We start from the raw sequence: 25,710 nt of genomic DNA, 5'->3' as shown, positions 1-25,710 counted from the left end.
GTGATACATCTAACAATACATCAACAACTTGCGAGTTTGCGGACGAGAACTAGCTAGCTTCCGGTCTTCAGCCGGTGGTTGGTCGCTTTAGGGCTCAGTGGCCCTGTTTCGTCGAGGGAAGCTCTCGCCCCGGGGATGGTTGCGCAGCGGGGTCCGCGGGCCCCGCTGCCTGCCGGCTTAGATCACCCGGAAGGTCACCCACTGGGAGACCCAGACGGCGGTGGGTTCACCCCGGTTGCTCGCGGGGCGGAACCGCATTTGCGCGGCGACTTCCATGGCGGCCTGGTCCAGCGTGTCGTTGCCGCTGCTCGTCTTGATCTCCTGGTTGACCACGGCGCCGGACAGGTCGACGTACAGCCACATCTCGACCCGGCCGCCGATGCCCGCATTCTTCAGATTCAGCGGATAGGCTCTCTCGAGTATCTGCTGGATCTCGCCAACATTCTGCATAACCGGGGGCGTGTCGTACGCGACGAAGGTCGGCCGCTCGGCCGGCGCGGCTCCCTCGTCCGGGCGGACCAGCTGGTTCCCTTCGACCTCGTGACCCGGGGCGGCATCGGCCGCGGGCGCGGGCGCATCCATTGGCGCCTCGGGCTGGGGGGTGCCCAGGACGAGGATGATGGCGAGCGCCGCCACGCCCGTAGCTCCCAGCGTTCTCGGAATGCGGAGCCGGGCCAGCGGTTCGGTCATGCGGCGCAGCCGCTGTTCCACGGCCGGCTTGCGCTCGGCGAAGGCGGCCGCGGCCAGCAGGGGCGCGGAGACACGGCCACCCACCGTGATGAGTGCGTCCGCGTAGTCGCGCGGGGACTCGCCCCGCTCCAGGACGCGGCGGTCGCAGTCGAACTCGATTGCCAACCGCAGCCGGGACACCTGCCACCACAGGAAGAGGTTCCACGGCATCAGCACGAGGGCCGCGACGGCCACGGCGAACAGACGGTGGTCGCCAGCGCGCTGGTGTTCGCGCTCGTGCAGGAAGACCAGGCGCAACAGCCGGTCGTCGAGTTCGGGGATCCACCTCGGCATCACGACGACGGGGCGTCGGATTCCGACCACGGCGGGGCCCCGGCCGTCCGCGATCAAGACCGGCGATCCGAGGACGCGACCCGGCGTCCACGTGCGCATCTCCAGCCGCAGGCGCCGGTACGCCCGCCCGAGGTGGAAGAGCATCCCCGCCACGAGCAAGGCCCAGACCCCGCCCGCGAACACGCTAAGCGCGCCGGTGCCGAACCACGCCGTGGATTCCGCCGCCCCGGGCGCGGCCGGCGCGGAGGCCACGACGACCGCTTCACTCAACTCCACGAGAGGAGCCCACGGCGACGCGCCGAGGCCCGGGAGGAGGCCGGGAGCGAGTAACGCCGCAAACGGGAGCGCCACCGAGCCGACGACCGCCGCGAACCAGCCCCAGCGCACCGGCTTCCGGAAGTGACCCAGCGCCCGCTCGGTCGCGAAGGCGGCCAGGGCGAGGAGTCCCGAAATCAGCAGGCAGTATCCGATCCAAACGATGACCATGTCGCTACTCCTTCGAACCGCTGTCCCTCGCACCCGCTTTTGTCGTGATTTCGATCACGCCATGTCCGGCCTTCTCTCCGTACGTCTCATGGGCGCGCGCACCTCTCACGATCGTGACATGATCGATGTCGAGCGTACCGAGTTCCGAGAGCCCCGTGGCATCGGAAATCACGCCATCGATGACGATCAGCGGATCGGGCATGTTCTCCGGGCGGGGTACGATCCGGACCTCCAGCAGGCGATCCCCGTCGGCATCGTCGAGGACCCCCGTGCGAACGATGTCTTCGATCTCGAGGCCCCGGTCGGTCGGGGGTGGCGTTCTGGAGGGGGCCCCTTCCCTCATGCGGCTCCATATGAAGGATGGGCGGTCATCCACCGGAGCATCGCTGCCGGCGGCGCCGTCCTTGGTCGTGATTTCGATCACGCCGTTGCTGGCCCGCTCGCCGTACAACTCGATGGCCTTCGGACCCTTGATGATCTCGACATGGTCGATATCGAGGGCCTGGAGGTCTCCCAGACTCGTGCCCTCGGATTGGATGACGCCGTCGACGATGACGAGGGGAGCGCCCTCATCGCCTACGGAAATGCTACGAGCGGGGGGAGTGTCCGCGTCGGCCGCAATCTGGAAGGTGACCCACTGGGAGACCCAGACGTCGGTCGGCTGGTCGCGGTTCATCGCGGGCTCGAAGCGCATCGTCGCGACGACGCGCGCGGCGGCGTCGTCCAGGATGTCGCTGCCGCTGCTCGTCTTGAGTTCCGAGTTCCGGACCATGCCGGACGTGTCGACGTAGAGCCACATCTCGACCCGCCCGCCGATTCCCGCTTCCTTGAGGTTCTGCGGGTAGGCTTGCACCAGCGCGTCCCCCACTTCCGTCGCGTTCTGAAGCACCGGAGGCCTGTCGAACGCGATGAAGGACGGCCGGTCGCCGCGCCCGATGGCGTCCTCGCCGGGCACCACCGGGGGCACCCAATCACTGGCTTCTGAGGGCGGAGTCACCGTCGCGGTGGGCGCTTCCGGCGCGTTCACGCCGCTCTCGGGCCCGGGGCAGCCGAGGACGAAGAGGACCGCGACCATGGCCAGCCCCGAGGCGCCCAGCGTTCGGAGCAGACGCATGTTGGCGGGCGGCTCGGTCATGCGGCGCAGGCGCCGTTCCACGGCCGGCTTCCGTTCGGCGAAGGCGGCCGCGGCGAGCAGCGGCCCGGAGACGCGGCTCCCGACAGTGATGAGGGCGTCCGCGTAGTCACGCCGCGATTCCCCCCGACCGAGCACGCGGCGGTCGCAGTCGAACTCGATCGCGAGCCGCAGCCGGGACAGCTGCCACCACACGACCGGGTTCCAGGGCATCAGGACGAGCGCGGTGACCGCCGCCGCGAAGAGCCGATGGTCGCCGGCGCGCTGGTGCTCGCGCTCATGGAGGAAGACGAGGCGGAGCAGCCGGTCGTCGAGTTCGGGGATCCACTTCGGCATGACGACGACCGAGCGCCGGATCCCGACGACGGCCGGCCCCCGTTCGTCGGAAATCATGACCGCGGATCCCGCCACGCGGCCCGGCTTCCACGTCCGCATCTCCGCCCGCAGCCGGCCGTAGATGCGCCCGAGATAGCCGATCATGGCGGCGGCCAGGAGCAGCCAGCCCCACCCCAGCACCGTGCCGACCGCCGCCGCGTCGAAAGCTCCACCGGCCGACGCGGCCGTTGCGGGCACTTCCGGCGTCGCGGTTGCGACCGTCAGGCCGCTCAACCCGACCGCCGGGGCGGCGGATGACACCCCGAAACCGGGAAGGAGTCCGGGCGCGAAGAAGGCAACCACGGGCACCGTCACGGACCCGGCGATCGCACCGAACCACGCCCAGCGCACGGGCTTCCGGAAGTGCCCGAGCGCCCGCTCCGAGGCGAGGGCCGCCAGGGCGAGGAGTCCCGAAATCAACAGGCAGTATCCGATCCAGGCGATGACCATGTCCCTACTCCTTCGAGCTGAGGCGTTCGTCGACGAGACCGCGCAGGTTCTCGAGGTCCTCCTTCGAGAGCGCCCGGTCCGAGACGAGGTGCGTGAGCAGCAGTTCGGGCGACCCCTGGAACATCTTCTGAACCAGCCGGCGCACCGCGCTCGCGCCGGCGCAGTCGCGCCCCACGAGCGTGTGATAGCGGTAGGCTTTCCCCTCCTGGGTGTGCCCCACGTACCCCTTCTCCTCCAGCGTCCGGAGGATCGTGAGCACGGTGGTGTAGGCCAACTCGTCGCCGAGGCCTTCCTGCACCTCCGCGACGGTCGAGGCCCCTCTCTCCCACAGCACCGCCATGAGGTCGAGTTCCCGCGTGGTGAACTTGATCTCCACGAGTCTCGTCCTTTCCCTCCCGAACCATCAGCGTCACCTGCCCCGGCCGGCCGCCATCGAGACGCCGGCGGACCGGGCGGGGCGTCGTTCCCGATTCAGCGTAAACGCGCCGGGACGCCGCTGTCAACTAGGTACGTAGTAGCAACGCGCGAGGGACGCCGATTCGGACGCGGGCGGGAAGGTCCGGGGACGGGCGGCGGGAGGCCGGCGAGTACGCCGTGCGGCAAGCCGTCGTTACGCGCGCAGCCAGTTGTGTGCGAAGCGCACGAACCAGGAGGCGCCGGCCGACCGCAGGAAGCTGCAGGCCTCGCGTTGATCGCCGGGTCCGTTCGCCGGGGAATAGGTGCCGGCCAACACTCTCAGCTTCTCGGCGCTCAGCCGGTCGATTTCGGCGGTATGGTCTGCAGCATCGATGAGATTCGCGACGGTTTCCCGGCGGTCGCGAGTCCCCATCGCCGCGGCACGAAACCAGGTCACCAGGTAGAGGTCGTTCTCCCCGACGCCGTTGGAACCATCCCCCAAGAGCTCGAGGCAGGCCTCCACCTCCCGCTGATCGTCATCGGTCATGGCCAGAAGGCCGGAGAGTGCCCATGCCTGCGCCCCGAACGGATGCCGACCCGCGTGCCCGGGACGCCGGAGTAACGGCTCCATGTAGTCCCGGCACCGAGCGTAGTCCCCCTTGAAGAAGAAGCACTGCGCCTGATTCAGCAGGGCGTAGGCCCGGGCTTCGGGTGGAGTCTCAAGCGCCTCGTCCATTTCGCGGCTGCGGCCGAGTTCATCGAGCGCCCGCTCGAAGTTGCCGAGTTCGAGCAGGACGGCGCCCAGGTTGTTGAGGTTCGCGGACTCGTGCCGGTTCTCATTCAAGGTCTCGGAGGTGTCTTCGAGCAACTGGAGGGCGTCGTGAAGCCGTGCCCCTCGCATGGCCACCCAGAACTCCGCGGCGGTGGCGGCCCTGAGGCCCTCGTAGCCGAGCCGACCGAGCCCGTGACGGTAGGTCTCGAGCACCCCGCGAGCCTCCGCGAGACCGCCTCGACCTCCAACCCTCTGGAAGAGGAGCCGAAATGCGTCGCACCACACACCCCCGTAGGCGGCGTCCTCGCGGACGATCCCGCGAAGATGCGCGCGGATCCTCTCGAAACCGGGGTGCCCGTCGAGCAGGGACTCGGACTCCGTCGCCTCGAGCACGGCCATCTGCACGGTCAGCGCGCGAAGGAGCGCCGGGTCCGTCGCCTGGCTGCGAGCTTCCACCAGATTCTGTCGGTGCAACTCCACCGTGAGGCGATCGCCCGTCGCCACGTCCGCCCGCGCCAACGCAAGCTGGACACGGCTCAGATCGTTCCCGGTGTCGGCGACCGCGGCGATCTGGTGCAGCACGCTAGTGGCCCGCCGAAACCGTCCCCGCTGAAACTCGGCCTCCGAGAGGAGGAACCCGGAGCGCAGGCGATCGGTTCCGGCTGCGGCATGCTCGAACGCCAACGCGGCGGCCTGACCCGCGACCGGCGATCGCCCTTCCCTCAAGGCCTTCTTAGCCACCTCGCAGGCCAGGCCGAAAGCGCGAGAGGACTCTCCGGCCGCGGCGAACTCGGAGGCGGCCGCCGCACGCGCGGCGAGACCTGCGGCCTCAAGGGTTAGAGCCGCATCCAGGTGAACCTCCGTTCTCTCGTCCGACGGCAGATTCCACGCGAGCACGGCGCCGGCCAGGGGGCGGCTCACGGTCCACTGGCCGGTCTCGGAGTGTAACCAGCCCTTTTCCCGGAGCCCTTCAAGGGCATCCTGACTCGAATGTCCAGTCACGATCGATTCGGCGTGCGCGCGCGCAGGGTGCGTGAGCAACGCGAGCGTCGTCGCCAGCCGCTCCTCCGGGAGCGAGAGGGACTCCAGTTGACCGCCGACGAGCGACCGAACTTCGGCAGACCGCTCGTAGGCCAATCGCCCGCCCGATTCCCGGTCGCCGGCGGTCGCGGGGCTGAAGCCGTGACGCATCCACGCCCTGAGGATGGCCCGGGCGAGAGCCGGGTTCCCTCCGGAGAGCCTCGCGCTCTCGACCGCCTGGGGACGACTCCAGCCCCTCTCGCTGGCTTGAATCGACGCCGCACACGCCTCGGTGGTGAGGGGATCGAAGGGGATCGTAAAGTCGACCAGACGCGCGGCTTCCGCCTGTCGAGCCACCGCCGGATTTGAGAAGCCAACCACCATGGCGCCCGCGAAGTCCGCGCTCCGCGTCACCTCATCGACGGCGGCCCAATCCTGAACGTCGGCTCTGATGACGATGAGCCGGTTCTTTCCGGAGTGTCGGCCCAGCTCCGAGGCCAGATTCTCTCGCGTCTCCGCAAGATCCGGCGGAAGCCACTGCACCAACCCTCCCCCTCCGCGGACGAATCGGGCGAAGTGCCGCACCACATCTTCCCGCCCAAGACCGCGCTCGCCGGCCAGGACCAACCGTACGGGCGCGGCGCGGGACGAACGGAGAGCGAGGCTAAGCTGGCGGAACTCGCCCCCTCGATCCGACATGTGCGGCTCCTGGCGCTCGCGGACTACGGGCGGGGCGGCATCGAGCTGACTCCTGGCCCACGCCGCCGTTTCCGTGAGCGTGTCGGCGCTGGCGACCCAGCCGCATTTCTCGAGTGCCCGGTAGTAGGCGAGCGCGGAGGCGTAGTCGCCTTTCATGCATAGCGCACGCATGAGGGTGCTGTGCGCGTGTTCGTCAAACTCGTTCTGTCTCACGAGCCGGAGCGCGGCCAGACACGCCTGGTCCCAATCGCCTCTCTCTTCGGCCGCTTGTTGCACGTTCTTGAGCGCCATCGCGACGAGGACGCGACAGCGCTCCCGTTCGGCGTCCAGCCAGCGCTCGAACTCGTCGGCTCCCATGTTGAGCAGGCCGGGGGCGAAATCGCCCCGGTACAGATCGATGACGGTCTCATGGTCCCTGGCCTGGAACGCTCGTTCGAAGGCATCGAGTTCGTAGCTGACCCGCTGCGGCACGAGACGGACCGTGCTGATGTCCACGGCGATCACCGGGCCGATCGACGACCGGATGTCGTAGAGCGCCTGGCTGAGCGAGTGTCGCGCCTTCCGGTCGCGACTGTCCCAGAGCAGGTCAGCGAGCTTCTCCCGCATGTGAACGATGCCGGGGTGCGCCACGAGATAGAGCAGGAGCCCCATGTGTTTCCGTGACCGCAGCGTAATCCTCGCCCCTCGTGCATCCGAGGCCGTGACCTCGCCGAAGCAGCGCAGCGTAAGCATGTTCCTCCTTCCCGTGGTGATGGACCTGGCGCCGGTGGTTCCGTCGCCCGAAAACGATCCTACGGGGAGGTATGTAGTCGGTATCAACACGTTGTACCAAAAGAAGATAAAGACGGGCGGGCGGGCTCTTCGAGGTACCTTCGTCCCCCCCCAAATGAGGGGAATGGGCAACCGTTACCGGAGTGTGCCGAGCGCTTTCAGGATGGCTTCCTCGATCTCGTCCAGCAGGTCGGGCCAGCCGAGCGTGGCGGTCTTCGTCACGGTGATGAAATTCTCGACGATGAGCAGGGCGCGGACGCCATCCACCTCGAACAGGCGCGCCGCCAGCGGGTCCTCGGCGGCGGACTCGGGATCGAAATAGCTGCGGCTCCCCTCACCGGGAAGATCGCGATCGAGCACGAACTTCGCCGCGTGCGGGTTCGGGGTTCCCTCAACCGTGATCTGGATGTCGGAGTCTGTCATCGGGTTCGGAGTCGGAGGCCGTGGAACGATCCGTTTGAGTATCGGCGGTCTGGGGTTGCTCGCAAGGCCTCCTTGCCGGGACCTCCGCCCGCGGGCACGATGCGAGCGCGGACCCTCCGACCTGGATGATCCATGATCGATCGCAGGCAACCCGGACTCGGCGCCGTCCTTTCGGTGGCGGCCCTTGCGGCCCTGGCGACCCTCGCGGGGGCTGCGGCTGCGGCGGGGCAAGCGGACCCCGCGGGCCGGGCGCCGGACCGCGTCCTCGCCTACCCGGCTCCGGTGGGAGAGGAACGGTTGGACGTGGACCGGGGGGCCATGGGGGCCTGGCACCGCATCCAGAAGCTCGCTACGACCGCCAGCCTGCTCCACGTCACCGCCCATCCGGATGACGAACATGCCGGCATGCTCACGCTGGCCAGCCGGGGGTGGGGTGCCCGGACGGCCCTCCTCAGCCTCAACCGCGGCGAAGCCGGGGCGAACGCGATCGGCCCGGAACTCTTCGACGCCCTCGGGCTGATCCGGACGCGCGAACTCGTCCTCTCCGGCCGCTACTACGGTCTGGACGACCTCTACTTCACGACGGCGGTCGACTACGGGTACTCGAAGTCCGTGGAGGAGGCCTTCCGCAGTTGGGACCGCGAGGCGGTGCTCGAGGACATGGTCCGTATCATCCGCCTCAACCGGCCGCTTGTCGTCGTGAGCCGGTTCCACGGGTCGGCGCGCGACGGGCACGGCCACCACCACGCGGCGGGGCTGCTGACGCCGGAAGCCGTGGCCGCGGCCGCGGACCCTGCGCGCTTCCCGCGCCAGATCTCCGAAGAGGGACTCCGGCCGTGGCGGGTCCTCCGCACGTTCCGCGGAGGGGTTCGCGTCGACGAACCGTACGATGTGGCGGTGAACGCGACCGGGATGAGCCCGTGGCTCGGCGACACGTACCAGCGCTGGGCCAGCCGGGGGCTCGGCCTGCAGCGTTCCCAGACGGCGGGGCGCGTGCGAACGGGCGGCGGCCGCTATTTCTACGAACGCCTCGACGGAATCGGTGACGGGACGGGGGCCGGGGCGAGGGCGGCGACGGGAATCGCCGGTTCGTTCTTCGCGGGACTCGACACGACGCTGAGGGGGCTCCCCACCCTCCTGGGCGAGGCGTCCTCTCCCGAGGCGGACTCGCTGCTCGCCGATCTGGACCGCCTTGTCGGCGCCGTGGGAGAGGCGTTCGACTTCCGCGACCCGCGGCGCGCCGTCGCCGACCTGGCCCGCGGGCTGGGATGGGTGCGGGCGGCGGTCGCGGCGCTGCCGGACGCTCCGGAGACGCGGTTTCACCTCTCGCTGAAGGAACGACAGTTCGAGGAAGCCGTGCTGGCGGCGAGCGGGACCACGGTGTCCGCGGAGCTTGCGGGCGGAGCGGCGGGCGGCGGCGAGGCCGTGCTGGCGCCGGGTCAAACGGCCGCGGTCCACGTCAGGGTCGAGGCGCCGGAGTCCGCGGAGGGCGACGGGGCCACGGCGTGGATCGCGAGCCGCGGCGGCGAGATCGTGGTGCCGCCGAGCCGGATCGCACCTCGACCGGACGGCTCGACCGAGGCGACCGAGGTCGAGGTTCCGGCCACCCCCGCCGCACCGTACTTCGGACGCGGGAACGTGTCGGAGAACCACTACCAGGTCTCGAACTCGGCGGACCTGCACCTCCCGTGGCGGCGGCCGGCGCTGGCGGCGGGGGTCGAACTCGCCATCGGGGGGCACGCCATCGTGCGCACGGTTCCGGTGACGGCCTCCGTCGCGCGCCTGCCGTACGGCTCCGTGACGCGGAGGGTGGAGGTGCTGCCGGCCCTTTCCGTCTCCCTGGCGCCGGGCGTGGGGATCGTGCCCGTCGGCGGCGACGACGATGACGCGGGCGGCGACGGCGGGTCGCCGGGGGAGCCGGCCTTGGCACCGATGGAGGTGCGCGCGCGGGTGGTGGCGAACGCGGCGCCCCTCTCCGCCGCCGTTCGGCTCGAACTGCCGCAGGGGTGGGCGACGGTCCCGGGCACTCCGGGCATCGTGGAGCACGACTTCCGGACTCCGGGCGAGATCCTCGACGCGGCGTTCGTCATCGCGCCTCCGGCCGGATGGCGCGGCGAAGCGGAGGTCGCGGCCGTGGCCCGCGCGAGGGGCGTGGACCATCGCCGGGGATACCGGACCATCGAGCACCGGGACCTGCCGCTCGCACGGCTGTGGCGCCCCGCCCGCATGCCGGTCCGGTCCGTTCCCGTCGCCGATCTGGACGGCGTGCGGGTCGGCTACGTGATGGGGGTCGGCGACGAAGTGCCGGCCGGGATCGAGGCGCTCGGCGCCACGGTCGAACTACTGGACGAAGCCGCCCTCGCGCAACTGGATGCGGCCGGCGGCGCGGACCCCGGCGACGAGGCGGCCTTCCACGCGATCGTCGTGGGCACCCGCGCCTACGCCGTGCGCGAAGACCTCGTCGAACACAACCGGCGTCTCCTGGAGTACGCCCGCCGGGGCGGGCACCTCGTCGTCCTCTACCAGACGCAGGAGTACGTGCCCTCGGAGATGGCGCCGTATCCGGCTTCCCTGCCGCGCGGAGCGGAGGAAGTGTCGGAGGAGGATGCGCCCGTCCGCCTGTTGCGGCCCGACCACCCGTTCATGGCCGCGCCCAACCGCCTCTCCGAAGCCGATTTCGACGGGTGGATCGAGCAGCGCGGCTCCAAGTTCTTCACCGAGTGGGATGCGGCGTACACGCCGCTCGTGGAGACGCACGACACGGGCCAGGCGCCGCAGGAGGGCGTCTGGCTCACCGCTCCGGTGGGCGAGGGGCGCTACACCTACCTCGCGCTCGCCCTCCACCGGCAACTGCCGTACGGCGTGCCGGGCGCCTACCGTATCCTCTCCAACGTCATTTCATGGCGCTGACCACGCTCGACTGGGTCGTCGTCTGCGTCTACGGCGCGATCGTTCTCGCCATCGGGTTCGGGTTCGCGCGGCGGGCGGGCGGCAGCGTCGAGGATTACTTCATCGCGGGCCGCTCGCTCCCCTGGTGGCTCGCGGGCACGTCCATCGCGGCCACGTGGTTCGCGACGGACGCCCCGCTCGCGACGGCCGCCCTCGTGCGCCGGCAGGGGGTGTACGGCAACTGGCTGTGGTGGTACGAGGCGGCGGGGATCCTCATGCTGACCTTCTTCTACGCGCGTCTGTGGCGGCGGGCGGGCGTGCTCACGGACGCCGAGGTCATCGAGATCCGCTACGGCGGCGCGCCGGCCCGGGCGCTGCGGGGCTTCTCCGCCGTCTACCAGGGCCTGCTCAAGAACGCCGTCGTCATGGGCTGGGTGATGCTGGCGATGGTGAAGTTCAGCCGCGTGCTCCTCGGCTGGGACCCCGCCGTGACGCTGACCGTGTGCGTCGGACTCGCGCTCGGCTACACGGTCGCGTCGGGCCTCTGGGGCGTCGTCGTGACGGACCTCCTCCAGTTCGTCGCCGGCATGCTGGGGGCGATCACGCTGGCGGGGATCGTGCTCACGCGCTTCGGCGGTCCGGCGGCGATGGCCGACGCGGTGCGAGCCGTGCCGGAGGCCCCGCCCGGCGCCCTCGATCTCGTGCCGTCCGCCGGGACCGCCTCTTCGCTCGAGATCGTCTCCTTCCTGTGCCTCATCGGCATCCTGTGGCTGAGGAGCGGACAGGGCGACGGCTACGTGGCCCAGCGCCTGTTCGCGACGCGCGACGAGCGGCAGGCCGTGAAGGCGTCGCTGTGGTTCGCCTTCGCGGGAACCGTGCTCCTCACCTGGCCCTGGATCGTGGTGGGACTCGGGTCGCTCCTCGTCTTCCCGCCGGCGGCCATGGACCCGGCGCTCGCCGCCGACCCCGAACTCGCCTATCCGATGATGATCCGGGAACTCATGCCGGCCGGGCTCAGGGGGCTGATGGTCGCCACCTTCCTGGCCGCGTTCATGAGCACGATGGACACGCACCTGTGCTGGGGGGCGTCGTACATGGTGAACGACGTCTATCGCCGATTTCTGAGGAAGGATCGCTCCGAGCGGCACTACGTCGCGGCGTCGCGGATCATGGTCGTGCTGCTCGCGGTGGTCGCCGCGGGCGTGGCCTGGCAGATGGATTCGATCCAGCGGGGGTGGATCTACATCATCGAACTCACGGCAGGGGTCGCGCTCGTCTGGCTCCTGCGCTGGTACTGGTGGCGGGTGAATGCGTGGGCTGAGATCGCGGCCATGGCCGGCTCGGTGCTCCTCGCCAACGGGCGCGTACTGGTGGGCGCGCTCGAACCCGTGCTGCCCGCCGCGGCGGTCCGGGCCGCGGACGGCTTCTACGCGCCGGAGATGGACCTCATCCGGGCGGTCGTCATCCTCGTCGCCTGCACCGCGCTCTGGCTCGCCGTCGTGCTCGTCACGCGGCCCGAGCCGGACGAAGTGCTGGACCGCTTCTACCGGCGGGTACACCCCGGCGGCTGGTGGCGCCGCGTGGCGGAACGCACCGGCGTCCGCTCGTCCGACCCGCCCGCGAGCCGCATGTGGCCGGGCTTTCTCCTCGGCGCGCTGTTCGTCTACGCGAGCCTGCTCGGCATCGGATACGTGCTCACGGGCCGGGCCGGCGTGGGCGCGCTGCTGATCGTCGTGTCGCTCGCGGCGGGGGCCGTCACGGTGCGCATCGCGCACGCGGACACCTCCCCCGGCCCGCCGTCGCGCACCTCGCCATGAACGACCCGCTCAGGATCGTCCTCGTTGGGGCCGGCAGCCGCGAGTTCGGCCCGGCCTCGATCCGTGACGTCCTCCTCAGCGATCCCCTGTGCGACCGGGAATTGAGCCTGGTGCTCGTCGACATCGACCCATCGGAACTGCCCCGCACGCGCGCGTACGCGGAGGCCGTGGCGGAGCGGCTGGGCCGGCGCGTCGCCGTGTCCGCGACGACCGATCTCGAAGCCGCCCTCCCCGGCGCCAGCGCGGTGGTCCTCGCCATTGAAATCAACCGCTACTTCTACTGGGCGCAGGACTTCCACGTCCCGCGCGCGTTCGGCTCCTCCCAGATCTACGGAGAGAACGGCGGGCCGGGCGGCCTCTTCCACGCCCTGCGAAACATGGGTCCGGCCGTCGACCTGGCGCGGGCGATGGAGGTCCACTGCCCCGAGGCGTGGCTCGTCAACTACACGAACCCGCTCACGAAGCTGTGCGAAGCCCAAAGCCGGCTCTCGTCCGTGCGCGTCGTCGGCCTCTGCCACGGCGTCTTCCACGGGATCGAGCAGATGGCGCGCCTCCTGGAACTGCCGGTGGAACGCCTCGACGCCCGGGCGAGCGGGCTCAACCACTTCAGCTGGTTCGAGTCCGTGCGGGACCGCGAGACGGGCGAGGACCTCTACCCGAGACTGCGGTGCCGCGAGCGGGAGGCGCACTGGCTCCACGACTGGGACGAGATCGCGCTCAGCCGGATCCTGTTCCGGGTCTTCGGCCGGTACCCCAGCCCCGGGGCGAACCACATCGGCGAGTACCTGGGCTGGGCGCGGGAATTCCTCGGCAGCAGCCTCCTCCAGTTCTTCTACGACCCCGTGCACGGCGCTCCGTGGGAGACGGGAGAGACCCCCACCTGGCTCTACAACCTCGGCGAGAACCCGACCGACGTGCCGGCGTTCCCCGAGGCCCCTCTCCCCCGGGTGCGGGACGACGGGCCAGACCTCGGAGGGGAGGACGAAGATCTCGCTCCGTCCGGCGAACTTGCGGTCCCCCTGCTCGAAGGCGTGCTGTGCGGTGTGGACGCGTATCTCGATGCGGTGAACGTCCGGAACGAGGGTTACGTGCCGGGCCTGCCGGATGGCGCCGTCGTGGAAGTCCCCGCCCGCGCCGATGGGAACGGCCTCCATCCCGCCGCCATGGAGCCGCTACCCGAGGGCATCCTCGCACTGCTCCGTATTCAGACGTCGATCAACCGCCTCCTCGTCGACGCCTTCGCCGAGGGTTCTCGCGGGACGCTGCTGCAGGCGCTCCTGCTCGACCCCACGACGGATTCCTACCGCGCCGCGGTCCACACCATCAACGAGATGTTCCGCCTCCAGGGAGAGGTGCTGCCCGAGATGGAGTGGTGACGCCCGGGTTGGCCGTATCTGTTGTAGCAGTTCGGACGCGCGTCCACCGCACTTCTTATGCCCCCTCTGATCTGACCTTACGACCAGTCAATTCATCCCGGTCATGTTCGTAGACGGGGGCCAATCGGACGATAGCGCGCAAGGCGTACCAACTGCCGGCCAACGCCCCTGCCAATGGGACCAGCGAGAGAGTGACGATTCCCGCCGGGGTGAGGATTACCGGCAGCCAGCCCTCGAACAACATCGACAACCATACCACGCCTACTGAGGCAGCCAAGAGGATAGAGAACATGGATCGGGCTTTCTGACCCGAGAACCGGTACTGGAGCGCTACTCCCAGCAGGGACACCAGCACCGCGGCTATACCCGCGCTCACCGCGACGATGAACGCTCCGGCAAAAGCCATCACTCCGAAGAGTGGGAGCAGGGTCGCCAGGTGGATGACCAGTGGCATCGCCAGAGTGGCGGCGGCCACCAAGCGGCTCGCGGCGTGTTCCCGGCCCGTGACAGGCAGGGAGGCGAGGAAGCGCAGGGAACCATCGATCTTTTCGCCGGTCACGTTCAGAGCCGCCGTGACGGGCAGCAACACCAGCAACCCGGCGAGCACTCCGACCGTGAGATCCGGATTCAGAGCACCCGAAAACACCAGCGGAAGCACCACGACCACACCCGTCGCCAATCCCACCTTCCACATCGGCTTCACGGTCCGGTACATGTGAAGGCGAGAGAGTCTAAGGACGACACTACGCCTCATCGCCCCGCCGCTCCCAGCAGCATCCGCTTCGCCGTCTCGCGAATGCCGGCGTCGCTCGACACCAGCGGGCCTTCCCCCGAGGGACTCAGGGCCTTCCCCTCCCGCAAGACGAGAAGGCGGGTGAACGGGATCTCGTCCAGGTCCTCGAGTATGTGCGTTGCCAGAACGATCGCGACATCAGGGAATTGCCTTGTGTAGGACCGAATGAGCTGGAGCGCGTCGTGCCGGGCCACCGGGTCGAGGCCGGCCGTGGGCTCGTCAAACAGGAGGAGTTTGGCTCCCTGGGCCAGGGCCGTGCATAAGGAGACCTTCAAGCTCTGTCCGCGAGAGAGCTCCCGGAGGCGATCGGCCAAGTGCAGGTCCAGCGCGTCGGCCATTTCCCGGGCCTTTGCCATGTCCCAGCCGGAGTAGAAGTGGGAGAGGAAATCGAAGTGCTCGCCCACTCTCATCCATCGGAGCCCCAGGAGCTCGGTGGGAACGATCGCCACCTGCTCTCGGATCGTCGGGTCCACCCCGGCCCGTTCCCGTCCCAATATCCGGACCCTGCCCGCCGAGATGACGCGGTGGCCGGACAGGATGCCAAGGAGCGTCGTCTTCCCCGCGCCGTTCGGTCCGACAAGCGCCACAGCGGCGCCGGGGCGGATCTGCAGACTGAGTGGCCCGAGCCGGAACTTCGGATAGCGAAACTCGACCCCCCGGAGGTCGACGACGCAACGGTCGTCCCCGGTTTCCGCTCTACGTGCTTCGATCATCGAAGCATCTCCCTCGATGCGCCGCAGCCAGGGCGCCGGGTTGTCGGGGGTGGACGTGTTCTACCAATTGTAGGCTGTCCATGCGCCGCAGTCGGTGGCCGGGCAGGCGAGTCGGACCCGGAACGGCGAGTCGTCGGAGCGGGGGGCCCGGTGCTGCTCGACGCAGCGCACCATGCGGGCCTCGCACCGGGGGCAGTCCGGTTCGCCGCCGGGACCGGCGTGCTTGCGGTCGCGCCGTTCGAGCGCCTGGCCTGCCTCGAAGTCGAGAAGCGGCCCCTGCTGCGGGGCGGAGGGCGACGGATCATCCATGGCGAAACAGGATATTTTGGCCGAGCCCGGATCGGCCAGCCCGGCTGCGGCGGGATCGGCCAGCTCGACCGCGACGGTAGCGGAGTCGGCGCTGCCGCTCGACGACCGCATCGACGAGTTGCGCGGCCAGTTTCCAATCCTCTCCCGCAAGACCTACCTGAACTCCAACTCCCTCGGCGCGCTCTCCCTCCGCTCCGTGCAGGAGCGCCGGCGCTTCGAGGATCTGTGGCACGAGATGGGCGCGGCCGCCTGGTATGAGATCTGGGTCGCCAAGCTCGAGGAGGTCCGGGCTCAATTCGGGCGGACGATCGAAGCCGAGGCCGACACCATCGCGCTGATGTCGAGCGTCTCGGCCGCGGTCTCCGTCGTGTGGGGCGCCATCGCGGCCAGCGTGCGGAGCACGGGCCGCAACAAGGTCGTACTCACGGAACTCGACTTCCCGACGGTCGGCCACCACTTCCTGTCGCAGCGGGCGAACGGTCTCGAAGTGGAGATCGTGCCGAGCCCCGACGGGATTCACGTCCCGCTCGAATCGATCCGCGCCGCCGTGGACGAGCGCACCGCGCTGCTCGCGACGTCCCACGTCTTCTTCACGAGCGGCAACACGCAGGACGCGGCCGAACTCACGCGGATCGCCCACGACGCCGGGGCGTTCATGCTGCTGGACGCGTATCAATCAAATGGACAGCTCGCGATCGACGCGGGAGCGCTGGGAGTGGACTTCCTCGTCGGCGGTGCGCTCAAGTGGCTGTGCGGCGGTCCGGGGATGGCATATCTCCATGTGAACCCAGGGGTTTCTATCGATCCGGTGACGCTTTCCTGGTTCGGTGTTCAAAACCAGTTCCTTTTCGACATCCGCGATGCGACGCCCCGGGCGGACGCCAGGCGCTTCGAGCTGGGGACTCCCGCCGCCGGCGTCGCGTACACGGCCGCGGGAGGCCTGTCGATCGTTCTCGAGTACGGGATTCCGACCATTCAGAAGCGTAACCGGCTCCTGGCGAACGACTTGCGGGAGAGGTTGTCGGATCTCGGCTACAGGCTCCACCAGGCGTCGGATCCGGCGGCGCGATCCGCCCTCGTCCTCGTTGATTACGACGGAGACGCGGCCGCCGCTGTGCGTCACCTGGCCGCGCGCGACGTGGTTGTCGACCATCGCGGTCCCCTGGTTCGATTCTCCCCCCATTTCTACAACACGCTCGAGGACAACGAACGCGCCGTCGCGGCGCTGGCCGAGACTTGAAGGTAAAGCGAGACGGTAAAGGAGTGCGACCGCGAGCGGTCACGCATGGGCCGCGACGGTCAAGCATGGGCCCGTAGCTGAGAAGGAGGAAACCGATGGAAGACCTCACGCGGGCAGTGGAAGTGTTCGTGTCGATCAACCTCATCGTCCTGGGGGTCTCGTACCTCCTCCGGCCGGATGCCTGGAAGGCGTTCCTCGAACACCTGCAGTCGAAGGGCACGGCCGGCAGCCTGACGGTCGCGTTCCTCGCCATGGGGATCGGATCCTTCATCGTCGCCTTCCACAACGTGTGGGGCGGCGTGCCGACGATCCTCACCGTCTATGGCTGGCTGGCGCTGGCGAAGGGCGCGTGCTACGCCCTGCTGCCCGGGGTCGCTCTGAAGGGGATGGAGACGGGACTCCGGATGGGCGCCGGTCTCTGGCGGGCTGGCGGCGTGCTGGTCGCGGCGATCGGGGTCGTCGTCCTGCAACACGCCCTGCAGGCGTAGGAAACGCCCCGCAGGGCACGAAACGCCCCACAAGGCACGGAACGCTCTGCAGGGATGAGCTCGGGCGGTCAGGCCAAGGTGGCCTGGGCGGACATCGCGAGGGCGCCCGTCTCGTCGAGCGCCCTGAGATCCGCCCGGTCCCCTTCCCGTCTTCCCTGAAGGGCGATCGTCCGGTCGACGAACATCGGCCGGCGGGCCCGGAAGCTCAGCGTCCGCAGCGGCCGCCCGGAGCGCCGGACCGCGAGATCGGCGAGGAGCAGCGCCGTGAGCGGGCCGTGCACGACGAGATCGGGATACATCTCGACATCGCGCGCGTAGGTCCGGTCGTAGTGGATGCGGTGCGCGTTGAAGGTGAGCGCCGAGAACCGGAACAGCATGGCGGCGTTCGGCGTCACGGACTCCGACCACTCCATCTCTTCGTTCGCGGCGGGAACGTCGGGCAGCACCAGCGGCTCGGCGGGCCGCTCGAGGAAGACCAGGTCCTGTTCCTCGACGATCTCCCCGTCGTGGCCCAAGATCCGGTGCTCGACCGTGACCAGCACGAGCGGGCCGCTGCGGCCGGCCTTGGGCGTGACCGATAGGACCGTCGATCGACGGCGGAGCCCGTCTCCCACCCGGACGGTCCCCTCGAACTTCAGGCGGCCGCCGGCCCACATGCGGCGGGAGAGGGGCAGCGCCGGCAGGAAGTCGCCGCGTTTCTGATGGCCGTCGACGTCGAGCTGGCTGCCCGGCGCCAGTTCCCGGCAGTACATCCAGTGGAACAGGGGCGGGAGGGGATCTCCCCGGCTCAGTGCCGACGGGTCCCGGTCCAGCGTGGCGAGCATGGCGCTCGCGAGCGCCGGGGACGCCCGGTCCAGGACCTCCTCGGTGCGTCCGACGCCGTGCGCCTCGCCCGCCATCGACGGTCCGCCCTCCGTCGCCGGTCCACTCTCCATCGACGGTCCGCCCTCCATCGCCGACCCTCCCGTCCTAGAACGACTTCGGGAGACCCAGGACATGGGTCGCCACATGCGACAGGATCAGGTTCGTGGAGATCGGCGCGATCTGGTACAGGCGGGTCTCGCGGAACTTGCGCTCGATGTCGTACTCGGTGGAGAAGGCGAAGCCCCCGTACGTCTGCATGCACATGTCGGCCGCGGCCCACGAGGCGTCCGCCGCGAGGTACTTGGCCATGTTCGCCTCGGCGCCGCAGGGCGCGCCGTCGTCGAACAGCGACGCCGCCCGCTCGACCATGAGCGCCGCCGCCTCCGTCTTCATGTGGGCTTCGGCGATCGGGAACTGGATGCCCTGGTTCTGCCCGATGGGGCGCCCGAACACCTCGCGCTCCTTCGCGTATTCCGCGGCACGCTCCACGAAGAACCGCGCGTCCCCGACGCACTCGGCCGCGATGAGCACGCGCTCGGCGTTCAGGCCATCGAGGATGTAGCGGAACCCCTTCCCCTCCTCGCCGATGAGGTTCGCCGCCGGCACACGCAGTCCGTCGAAGAACACCTCGGTGGTGGAGTGGTTGATCATCGTCTCGATGGGCCGGATCGTGACGGACTCCCCGACTTCGTCCCGCAGGTCGACCAGGAAGACGGACATCCCCGCCGTGGGCTTCGCGCTCTCCTCGCGGGGCGTCGTGCGCGCGAGCAGGAGCATGAGGTCGGAGTGTTCGGAGCGGGAGATCCACGTCTTCTGCCCGTGGATGACGTAGGCGTCGCCGTCACGCTCGGCGGTCGTCGCGATCCGGGTCGTGTCCGTGCCGCAGGTCGGCTCGCTCACCCCGAAGGCCTGCAGGCGCAACTCTCCCGCCGCGATCCGGGGCAGGTAGCGCCGCTTCTGCGCCTCGCTCCCGTGCCGGAGCAGGGTGCCCATGATGTACATCTGGGCGTGGCAGGCGGCCCCGTTGCACCCGGTGCGCTGGATCATCTCGAGGATGACGCACGCCGCCTTGAGGTCGAGTCCGGCGCCTCCGTATTCCTCGGGGATGAGCGCCGCGAGGTATCCCGCCTCGGTCAGCGCCTCGATGAACGCGGTCGGGTAGGCGCTCTCGCGGTCCCGGTCCCGCCAGTACTCGCCCGGAAAGCGCTCGCACAGGCCGCGAACGCCCTCGCGGATCGCCTCGTAGCCGTCTTCGGAACTCGTGAACACGCGGGCCGGTTTCCCTCCGGGTTTCGTCGATCGAGGGGATGGGACGGAGGGTACGGGTTGTCGGCGGTCGCCGCGATGGCTCCGGGCGGAGCGGGGCGGCATATTCTCCGCGGGACAGACCACCGGACGCGAATCCCGACCCGGATCGAGGTGGAGCAAAGTGACAGGGGACGACCCGGACATCTCGCCGCAGCCCGACGCCCACGGCTCTCACGGCTCTCACGGCTCCGAAGGCTCCCGCGGCGCCGACGGCTCCGACGGCTCGGATTGGGGGGAGGAGGTATACCGATCGCTCCCGGGCCTCGGGATCCGTCATGTCGCCACGGTGCCGGACGCCGGTCTCGGGAGGTTCCTCGAACTGTGCGAAGCGGACGCCGGAATCCGGCTCATCACGCTCACGACGGAGGAGGAGGGGATCGCCCTCGCCTGCGGCACGTGGCTCGGCGGCGAACTCGCGGCCGTCGCCATCCAGTCGAGCGGCGTCGGCAACATCGTGAACATGCTCGCACTCCCGAACGTGTGCCGGATTCCCTGTCTCCTCCTCGTGTCCATGCGCGGGGAAGCGGAGGAGCGGAACCCGTGGCAGGTCCCGGTGGGGTGCGCCGTGCCCGACCTCCTCGCGGCCCTCGGAGTGGACGTGTTCCGTCCGGAGGCCGCCTCCGGGGTGGCGCCGGCGTTTGTGGAAGCCGCCGCGCGGGCGCGGGAGGCCGGACGGCCCGCCGCGGTGCTCGTCAGCCAGCGCATCATCGGCGCCAAGTCGTTCGCGGGCGCCGACTGATGGCGGGCGCGACGCTGGACCGGCGGGCGCTCGTCGCGGGGATCCTGGACCGGCGCGGCGACGCGGCCGTGGTCGCGGGACTCGGTTCCGCCGCGTGGGACTGTCACGCGGCGGGCGACTCGCCGCTCAACTTCTACTTCTGGGGCGCGATGGGCGGGGCGGCGATGCTGGGGCTCGGAGTCGCCCTCGCGCGGTCGGACCGGCGGGTGCTCGTGGTCACCGGGGACGCGGAGATGCTGATGGGGATGGGGAGCCTCGCCACGATCGCCGCGCAGGCCCCTTCCAACCTCGCGCTCCTCGTGCTCGACAACGAGGCGTTCGGCGAGACGGGACGCCAGGCGGGGCTCACGGGGAAGAACACGGACATCGCCGCGATCGCGCGCGGGGCCGGCATTGAGACGGCCTTCACGGTCGGGGACGAGGGAGGGGAGGGGGTTTCGGGGACGGACGTCGAAGCCCTGGCGACGACCCTGGCGGCGACCCTGTTCGAGGAGGACGGCCCGGTGCTGTGCGTCGCGAAAGTCGCGCTCAGCGCCGAGCCGGATTCATATCCGCCGAGGGACGGCGTCCTGCTCCGGGCCCGTTTCCGGGCCGCGCTCGCGGGCGACTGAGCGCCGACGCGCCGGTCAGGCCCTCAGGATGCCGGAGGGGTCGTAGCCGGCGCCCCGCAGGATGCGCTCCACCGCCTCGCCGAGCTTCGAGTTCGGCGTGGAGGCGCCCGCCGTGATGCCGATGCTGATGTTCCCGTCCGGCAACCAGGCGCCCTCCGTCACCGTGTCATCGGTTCCCAGCGGCTTGTGGGTGATGCGACCGCGCACGGTATCGATGCAGGCGGCGTCCTCTATGTGATACGTCGTCGTATACAGGCTGCAGAGGTACGCGAGCTGGTTCGTGTTCGAGGAGTTGTAGCCTCCGATCACGACCATGAGGTCCGGCGGGTCCTCCATCATGTCCTTGACGGCGTCCTGCCGCTTCTGCGTCGCCGAGCAGATGGTGTCGAAGCTGCGGAAGCGGTCCGGCATCTCCTCCGGCCCCCAGCGGTCCGCGACCGCCTCGCCGAGCTTCGCCGCGATGGCCAGCGACTCGGAAGCCAGCATCGTCGTCTGGTTGGCGACGCCGACCTTCTCCAGGTGGAGGTCGGGGTCGAACCCTTCGGACACGGATTCCGCAAACGTCTGCATGAAGGACGCCCGCTCCCCTTCTCCGCGGATATAGGAACAGACCATTTGGGCCTGCTCCATGTCGCGAACGACGAGGAACTTCCCGTCTTCGTGCTTGAGGACCTGCGAACTGGTCGCCCGCGTCTCCTCGTGCCAGTACTTGCCGTGGATGACGGAGGTGAACCCGTCGCGCGCGTAGCCGTCCACCCGCTTCCATACGTTGAGCACCGAGCCGCACGTCGTGTCGACCAGAATGCAGTCGAGGGCCCGCAACGCTTCGAAGTCGTGCAGCGTCACGCCGAAGGCCGGGATGATCACGACGTCGTCGACGGTGACGCCGCTGAAGTCGAACTCCCCGGCTTCGGAAGGATAGAGGAACTCGATCTCCATCTCCTGGAGCCGGCGGTTCACATGCGGGTTGTGGATGATCTCGCCGACGAGGAGGATCCGCCGATCCGGGAACTTGCGGCGCGACTCGTACGCGTAGTCCACCGCGCGGTCCACGCCGTAGCAGAACCCGGAACTCTTCGCGAGGCGCAGAAGGATCCGCCCGGCCTGAAGCTCGAAGTCCCGCTCCCGGATGAGGGAGACGATGGCGCTCCCATACTCGAAATCGATCACCGGCTGGATCTCCTTCTTCAGACCCAGCCCGCGCCGGTAGTAGCGTTCCTCCGCGGCCGGCGCCTTGCGACGGCCCGCACTCAGTGTCTGTTTTGCCATGCCCTCAAGATGGCAAGATCCCGCGCGGCTGCCAAGCTAGCACGGCTGGCTGCCCGACCCGGGCGTACGGGCTGCCAGGCCAGGGCGGACGGCTGCCGTCTTGACGCACACCGCCCTCATCGGCAGACCTCTTACGAGCGTCGTTGTGTCAAATCGGCGGACAGTGGGGTACAGGGAGAGAAACCGGCGGGCCCGAAACCTGCACCAGAAGACGCGAATCCGACGGCCGCGCACGTCGCGCGAGGACATAGAAGCTACGCGAGCATGAGCGAAGAAAACGGACGCAAGGATAAGGCTGGCGCGCCGCCCACCGAAGACGGCGGCGTCCCGCTTGAGATGAAGGTCGCCGAGGTCGAGGGCGCCGAAGCGCCGGACCCCGCCGAGGGAGCCGAACCCGCGAGCCGGACCGAGTCGAAGCGCTTGCGGCTGCCCGTGCTCCCCCTCCGGGGCACGGTCGTGTTCCCCGCCGTGGCGGCGCCGATCGCGGCGGGTCGGGAAAAGACCATGAAGGCCATCGACCGGGCGATCGCGGGGGACAAGCTGCTCTTTGCGGTCGCCCAGATCGATGCCGAGATCGAACGGCCGGACCCCGAGCACCTGTACCGCATCGGGACCGTGTGCCGGATCGCGCAGATGCAGAAGGTGCCCGGCGGCATCCAGATGGTCATCCAGGGCGATGCCCGTGCCGCCGCCCTCGAATACGCCGAGCGCGACGGATACCTCCAGGTCGTCGCGAGAGAGATGGACGACATGGACCCGCTCGACGCCGAAGAGCGGGCCTTCGCGGCGCTCTACAAGGAGGTCCATGAGCGAGCCGCGGAAGTCAGCCGCCTGCGCGGCGTGCCGAAGGAGATCGTCGACCACCTCCTGGGCGGCGTGTCGACGCCCGGCGAACTCGCCGATCTCGTCGCCTTCTACACCGAACTCGAGGTCGAGCAGAAGCAGGAGCTTCTCGAGACCCTCTCCGTCGAGGCGCGGCTGCGCTCGCTTCTCGTGGACCTGCAGAAGCAGATCGGGCTGCTCGAGGCGCAGGAGGAGATCCGCGAGCAGGTCCAGGAGGAGTTGGGGGAGAGGCAGCGCGAGATCTTCCTGCGCGAGCAGATGAAGGCGATCCAGAAGGAGCTGGGCGAGGACATCGACTCCCAGGAGGCGAACGACCTGCGCGAGCGCATCGAGGCGCTCGAGCTGCCGGAGGAGGCGCGCCAGGAAGTCGACCGCGAGCTTCGGCGTCTCGAGCGCATCCCGCGCGAGTCGGCGGAGGCCCAGGTCGTGCGAACGTACCTGGAGATCGTGGCGGATCTCCCGTGGTCGGAGACGACCGAGGAACAACTGGACATCCCCCGCGCCGAAGAGATCCTGGAACGGGACCACTACGGACTTCAGGACGTGAAGGATCGGGTGCTCGACTTCCTCGCGGTCCGCAAGCTGCAGGAAGAGACGAGGGCTCGCGAAGCCGCCGAATCGGAGGCGGACGCCGGGGGGGGCCCGGAGACCGACGAGGAGGAGGGGACCGAGGCGTCGGGGAATAGCGGCGCGAAGAGCGAGGCGGACGCGACGGCCCCCGAGGGGTCCGAGGCCTCCGATGGGGAAGCATCCGACGAGGCCGAGGCCGACCCGGTCCGGGGGTATGAAGACGACCGCGCGGGGGAGACGCTGCTCTTCGTCGGGCCGCCGGGCGTGGGCAAGACTTCGATCGCCCGTTCGATCGCCGACGCCATGGGGCGGAAGTACGTCCGCGTGTCGCTGGGCGGGGCGCGCGACGAGGCGGACATCCGGGGACACCGGCGCACGTACGTGGGCGCGATGGCGGGCCGCATCATCGAGGGGCTGAAGCGGGCGGGGACGAAGAACCCCGTGTTCCTCCTCGATGAGATCGACAAGCTGGGGGTGTCCTTCCAGGGCGACCCCTCGGCCGCGCTGATGGAGGTGCTCGATCCGGCGCAGAACGAGTCGTTCGTCGATCACTACCTCGGGGTGCCCTTCGATCTCTCGCAGGTGCTGTTTATCGCCACGGCAAACGTGTTCGAGCAGATCCCCGGACCCCTGCGCGACCGGATGGAGGCGATCGAGTTCCGTGGCTACACGGAAGCCGAGAAGCTCGAGATCGCGCGCCGTTTCCTCCTGCCGCGGCAAAAGCGGCGGAACGGCCTGCTCCCGGAGCAGGTCGAGGTCGACGAGGGCGCGATTCGCGCGATCATCACCCGCTACACGCGCGAGGCCGGCGTGCGGCAACTCGAGCGCGAACTCGGCTCGGTCTGCCGGAAGTCCGCGCGGAAGATCGCGACGGGATCCTCGGAGGCGGCGGTGGACGCGGACGACCTGCGTGATCTGCTGGGCCGGCCGAAGGTGCATGCCGCCGAAAAGATGGAGGAGGATGCGGTCGGCGTGGCGACGGGCATGTTCTACACGCCCGTGGGCGGCGACATCATGCTCGTCGAGACGAGGGTCCTGAAGGGCAAGGAAGGGCTCGTCCTGACCGGGCAGCTCGGCGACGTCATGAAGGAGAGCGCGCAGGCCGCGCTCACCTTCGCGCGCAGCCACGCGAACGGGCTCGATCTCACGGAGGAACGGCTACGGGATCACGAGATTCACATCCATGTCCCGGCCGGCGCCATCCCCAAGGAGGGACCGTCGGCGGGCATCGCCATGGCGGTGGCGCTCGTGAGCGCCCTCGGCGACCACCCGGTGCGGCACGACGTCGCCATGACGGGCGAGATCACGCTCTCCGGACGGGTGCTCCCGATCGGCGGCGTGAAGGAGAAGGTGCTCGGCGCCGCCCGCGCCGGGATCGGCGCGATCATCCTCCCGGCGGTCAACGAGGGCGACCTCGAGGACCTCCCGGATCACGTGTGCGAGCAGCTCGACTTCCACCTCGTGGAGACGCTCGACGAAGCGCTCGCCGCTGCGCTCGCCAACGGCTCGATCGAGGAAGGGGCGCTCGCCTTCTCGGACGGCGGGCGGAAGGCCTCAGGCTAGCCGGCCGCTCCCGGTGCGGCGACGTGGTCGACGATGTCCTCGATCGCGTCGAGCATGATGTGGGGGCGTTCGATCACCAGTTCCCGCTCCGAGAACGGGCCCCAGAGCGCGGCGATCGTCGTCACGCCGGCCGCGTGTCCGGCCCGCATGTCCCATACGGAGTCGCCCACGTAGGCGGCGGTTTCGGCGGCGGCTCCGAGACGTTCGAGCGCCAGGCGGATGGGGGCGGGGTCGGGCTTGTGCGGCACGGGTTCATCCGACGTCACGATCACGTCGAAGAGCGCTTCTTCCAGCGCACACGCCGCCAGGCTGCGGGCCGTGCCGGCGCTCGCCTTGCTCGTGACCACGCCGAGCCGCACGCCCTTCTCGCGTAAACGCCCGACCGTCTCGCGGACGCCCGGGAACGAGCGGATGAGCCGTTCGTGTTCCCGGAAGTTGTGGTCGATGTAGGTCTCGACCATGGCCTGTACCTCTTCGGCCGAGTCCACGAGGTAGCCGAGCTGGGTGCGTAGCGGCTGGCCCAGCGTCCTCAGCCACACCTCGTCCGGCGGGGGGTCGTCGAAGTGGGTCCTCATCGTATGGCGCCAGGAGGCGGCGATGAGGTCGGTCGAGTCCACGAGGGTCCCGTCGAGATCGAACAGAATCGTTTCCAGCGGGCGGCGCGGTGACATGGGGAGCGAGGGTGCCGCCCCGGCGACTTAGCGTCAACCCCTGCGGCGCGTCGCACACGCCCCGCTGCGCTCGAGACGCGCTCTCGACGTGTACGCGGGG

At 69.5% G+C, this 25,710-nt stretch carries 20 protein-coding genes; 8 read left to right on the top strand and 12 right to left on the bottom strand.

Annotated elements, in window-relative coordinates:
* Positions 1–177 precede the first annotated feature (177 nt).
* The 5 genes from RN743_RS08895 to RN743_RS08875 form a co-directional block, all read right to left on the bottom strand.
* Complete coding sequence (locus tag RN743_RS08895; RefSeq protein WP_310779095.1) at positions 178–1,509, bottom strand: TonB family protein; 1,332 nt, start codon at positions 1,507–1,509, stop codon at positions 178–180.
* Positions 1,510–1,513: 4 nt separating this feature from the next.
* Positions 1,514–3,466, bottom strand: a complete 1,953-nt coding sequence (locus RN743_RS08890) for a TonB family protein (RefSeq protein ID WP_310779093.1) — start codon at positions 3,464–3,466, stop codon at positions 1,514–1,516.
* A gap of 4 nt (positions 3,467–3,470) precedes the next feature.
* Complete coding sequence (locus RN743_RS08885) at positions 3,471–3,842, bottom strand: BlaI/MecI/CopY family transcriptional regulator (RefSeq protein ID WP_310779090.1); 372 nt, start codon at positions 3,840–3,842, stop codon at positions 3,471–3,473.
* Positions 3,843–4,076: 234 nt separating this feature from the next.
* Positions 4,077–7,085, bottom strand: a complete 3,009-nt coding sequence (locus RN743_RS08880; RefSeq protein WP_310779087.1) for a BTAD domain-containing putative transcriptional regulator — start codon at positions 7,083–7,085, stop codon at positions 4,077–4,079.
* A 174-nt stretch (positions 7,086–7,259) separates the two neighbouring features.
* Entirely contained in the window at positions 7,260–7,547 is a 288-nt protein-coding gene (locus RN743_RS08875) for a NifU N-terminal domain-containing protein (RefSeq protein ID WP_310779084.1), read from the bottom strand.
* Between the two features lie 132 nt (positions 7,548–7,679).
* Here RN743_RS08875 and RN743_RS08870 point away from each other — a divergent pair, with 132 nt between their 5' ends.
* From RN743_RS08870 to RN743_RS08860, 3 genes are read left to right on the top strand one after another with little or no spacing between them, the layout of a single operon-like run.
* Positions 7,680–10,457 (top strand): PIG-L family deacetylase, encoded by a 2,778-nt coding sequence (locus tag RN743_RS08870; protein ID WP_310779081.1) that lies wholly within the window; start codon positions 7,680–7,682, stop codon positions 10,455–10,457.
* A complete protein-coding gene (locus tag RN743_RS08865; RefSeq protein WP_310779077.1) occupies positions 10,448–12,253 on the top strand; it encodes a sodium:solute symporter family protein in 1,806 nt (601 codons plus the stop codon). The genes RN743_RS08870 and RN743_RS08865 overlap by 10 nt, the downstream gene beginning before the upstream one ends.
* A complete protein-coding gene (locus tag RN743_RS08860) occupies positions 12,250–13,629 on the top strand; it encodes a hypothetical protein (protein WP_310779075.1) in 1,380 nt (459 codons plus the stop codon). Before RN743_RS08865 ends, RN743_RS08860 begins: the two co-directional genes overlap by 4 nt.
* Before the next feature lie 55 nt (positions 13,630–13,684).
* Here RN743_RS08860 and RN743_RS08855 read toward each other — a convergent pair whose 3' ends face one another.
* From RN743_RS08855 to RN743_RS08845, 3 genes are read right to left on the bottom strand one after another with little or no spacing between them, the layout of a single operon-like run.
* Entirely contained in the window at positions 13,685–14,332 is a 648-nt protein-coding gene (locus tag RN743_RS08855) for a hypothetical protein (protein WP_310779072.1), read from the bottom strand.
* Between the two features lie 47 nt (positions 14,333–14,379).
* The gene (locus RN743_RS08850; RefSeq protein WP_310779069.1) at positions 14,380–15,135 is read right to left on the bottom strand and encodes an ABC transporter ATP-binding protein; all 756 of its coding nucleotides are present in this window, start codon (positions 15,133–15,135) and stop codon (positions 14,380–14,382) included.
* A gap of 60 nt (positions 15,136–15,195) precedes the next feature.
* The gene (locus RN743_RS08845) at positions 15,196–15,444 is read right to left on the bottom strand and encodes a hypothetical protein (RefSeq protein ID WP_310779065.1); all 249 of its coding nucleotides are present in this window, start codon (positions 15,442–15,444) and stop codon (positions 15,196–15,198) included.
* Between RN743_RS08845 and RN743_RS08840 the strand changes: the two genes are divergently transcribed.
* Both RN743_RS08840 and RN743_RS08835 read left to right on the top strand, forming a co-directional pair.
* On the top strand, positions 15,443–16,684 hold the full coding sequence (locus RN743_RS08840) for an aminotransferase class V-fold PLP-dependent enzyme (RefSeq protein ID WP_310779061.1): 1,242 nt from the start codon (positions 15,443–15,445) through the stop codon (positions 16,682–16,684). The two genes, RN743_RS08845 and RN743_RS08840, sit on opposite strands and share 2 nt — an antisense overlap.
* A 95-nt stretch (positions 16,685–16,779) precedes the next feature.
* The gene (locus RN743_RS08835; protein WP_310779058.1) at positions 16,780–17,172 is read left to right on the top strand and encodes a hypothetical protein; all 393 of its coding nucleotides are present in this window, start codon (positions 16,780–16,782) and stop codon (positions 17,170–17,172) included.
* 68 nt (positions 17,173–17,240) lie between these two features.
* Here the strand turns inward: RN743_RS08835 and RN743_RS08830 are convergent, their stop codons facing one another.
* Positions 17,241–18,107: a MaoC family dehydratase N-terminal domain-containing protein gene (locus RN743_RS08830; protein WP_310779055.1), complete on the bottom strand. Its 867-nt coding sequence runs from the start codon at positions 18,105–18,107 to the stop codon at positions 17,241–17,243.
* Between the two features lie 34 nt (positions 18,108–18,141).
* Positions 18,142–19,305: an acyl-CoA dehydrogenase family protein gene (locus RN743_RS08825; RefSeq protein ID WP_310779052.1), complete on the bottom strand. Its 1,164-nt coding sequence runs from the start codon at positions 19,303–19,305 to the stop codon at positions 18,142–18,144.
* Positions 19,306–19,465: 160 nt separating this feature from the next.
* On the opposite strand from RN743_RS08825, the gene RN743_RS08820 reads away from it, so the two are divergent.
* Both RN743_RS08820 and RN743_RS08815 read left to right on the top strand, forming a co-directional pair.
* On the top strand, positions 19,466–20,083 hold the full coding sequence (locus tag RN743_RS08820; RefSeq protein WP_310779048.1) for a thiamine pyrophosphate-binding protein: 618 nt from the start codon (positions 19,466–19,468) through the stop codon (positions 20,081–20,083).
* Positions 20,083–20,694, top strand: coding sequence for a thiamine pyrophosphate-dependent enzyme (locus RN743_RS08815; RefSeq protein WP_310779045.1), 612 nt, complete (start codon positions 20,083–20,085; stop codon positions 20,692–20,694). Before RN743_RS08820 ends, RN743_RS08815 begins: the two co-directional genes overlap by 1 nt.
* Before the next feature lie 15 nt (positions 20,695–20,709).
* Here RN743_RS08815 and RN743_RS08810 read toward each other — a convergent pair whose 3' ends face one another.
* A complete protein-coding gene (locus RN743_RS08810) occupies positions 20,710–21,963 on the bottom strand; it encodes a 4-hydroxy-3-methylbut-2-enyl diphosphate reductase (protein ID WP_310779042.1) in 1,254 nt (417 codons plus the stop codon).
* 264 nt (positions 21,964–22,227) lie between these two features.
* On the opposite strand from RN743_RS08810, the gene lon reads away from it, so the two are divergent.
* Complete coding sequence (gene lon, locus RN743_RS08805) at positions 22,228–24,939, top strand: endopeptidase La (RefSeq protein WP_310779040.1); 2,712 nt, start codon at positions 22,228–22,230, stop codon at positions 24,937–24,939.
* Here lon and RN743_RS08800 read toward each other — a convergent pair.
* Entirely contained in the window at positions 24,936–25,610 is a 675-nt protein-coding gene (locus RN743_RS08800) for an HAD-IA family hydrolase (RefSeq protein WP_310779037.1), read from the bottom strand. The genes lon and RN743_RS08800 overlap by 4 nt on opposite strands.
* Positions 25,611–25,710 lie beyond the last annotated feature (100 nt).

The sequence above is a fragment of the Candidatus Palauibacter scopulicola genome (genome assembly GCF_947581915.1).
GTDB classification, from domain to species: domain Bacteria; phylum Gemmatimonadota; class Gemmatimonadetes; order Palauibacterales; family Palauibacteraceae; genus Palauibacter; species Palauibacter scopulicola.
The sequence above is the reverse complement of the archived record's forward strand: the minus strand, read 5'-3'. Positions and strand labels throughout refer to the sequence as shown.

Excerpts from the sequence above, each read along its gene's own strand:
- RN743_RS08895 (WP_310779095.1), bottom strand. The coding sequence starts at position 1,509 with ATGGTCATCGTTTGGATCGGATACTGCCTGCTGATTTCGGGACTCCTC.
- RN743_RS08865 (WP_310779077.1), top strand. The coding sequence starts at position 10,448 with ATGGCGCTGACCACGCTCGACTGGGTCGTCGTCTGCGTCTACGGCGCG.
- RN743_RS08875 (WP_310779084.1), bottom strand. The coding sequence starts at position 7,547 with ATGACAGACTCCGACATCCAGATCACGGTTGAGGGAACCCCGAACCCG.
- RN743_RS08800 (WP_310779037.1), bottom strand. The coding sequence starts at position 25,610 with ATGTCACCGCGCCGCCCGCTGGAAACGATTCTGTTCGATCTCGACGGG.
- RN743_RS08860 (WP_310779075.1), top strand. The coding sequence starts at position 12,250 with ATGAACGACCCGCTCAGGATCGTCCTCGTTGGGGCCGGCAGCCGCGAG.
- lon (WP_310779040.1), top strand. The coding sequence starts at position 22,228 with ATGAGCGAAGAAAACGGACGCAAGGATAAGGCTGGCGCGCCGCCCACC.
- RN743_RS08815 (WP_310779045.1), top strand. The coding sequence starts at position 20,083 with ATGGCGGGCGCGACGCTGGACCGGCGGGCGCTCGTCGCGGGGATCCTG.
- RN743_RS08840 (WP_310779061.1), top strand. The coding sequence starts at position 15,443 with ATGGCGAAACAGGATATTTTGGCCGAGCCCGGATCGGCCAGCCCGGCT.
- RN743_RS08870 (WP_310779081.1), top strand. The coding sequence starts at position 7,680 with ATGATCGATCGCAGGCAACCCGGACTCGGCGCCGTCCTTTCGGTGGCG.
- RN743_RS08830 (WP_310779055.1), bottom strand. The coding sequence starts at position 18,107 with ATGGAGAGTGGACCGGCGACGGAGGGCGGACCGTCGATGGCGGGCGAG.
- RN743_RS08880 (WP_310779087.1), bottom strand. The coding sequence starts at position 7,085 with ATGCTTACGCTGCGCTGCTTCGGCGAGGTCACGGCCTCGGATGCACGA.
- RN743_RS08850 (WP_310779069.1), bottom strand. The coding sequence starts at position 15,135 with ATGATCGAAGCACGTAGAGCGGAAACCGGGGACGACCGTTGCGTCGTC.
- RN743_RS08835 (WP_310779058.1), top strand. The coding sequence starts at position 16,780 with ATGGAAGACCTCACGCGGGCAGTGGAAGTGTTCGTGTCGATCAACCTC.
- RN743_RS08890 (WP_310779093.1), bottom strand. The coding sequence starts at position 3,466 with ATGGTCATCGCCTGGATCGGATACTGCCTGTTGATTTCGGGACTCCTC.
- RN743_RS08810 (WP_310779042.1), bottom strand. The coding sequence starts at position 21,963 with ATGGCAAAACAGACACTGAGTGCGGGCCGTCGCAAGGCGCCGGCCGCG.
- RN743_RS08845 (WP_310779065.1), bottom strand. The coding sequence starts at position 15,444 with ATGGATGATCCGTCGCCCTCCGCCCCGCAGCAGGGGCCGCTTCTCGAC.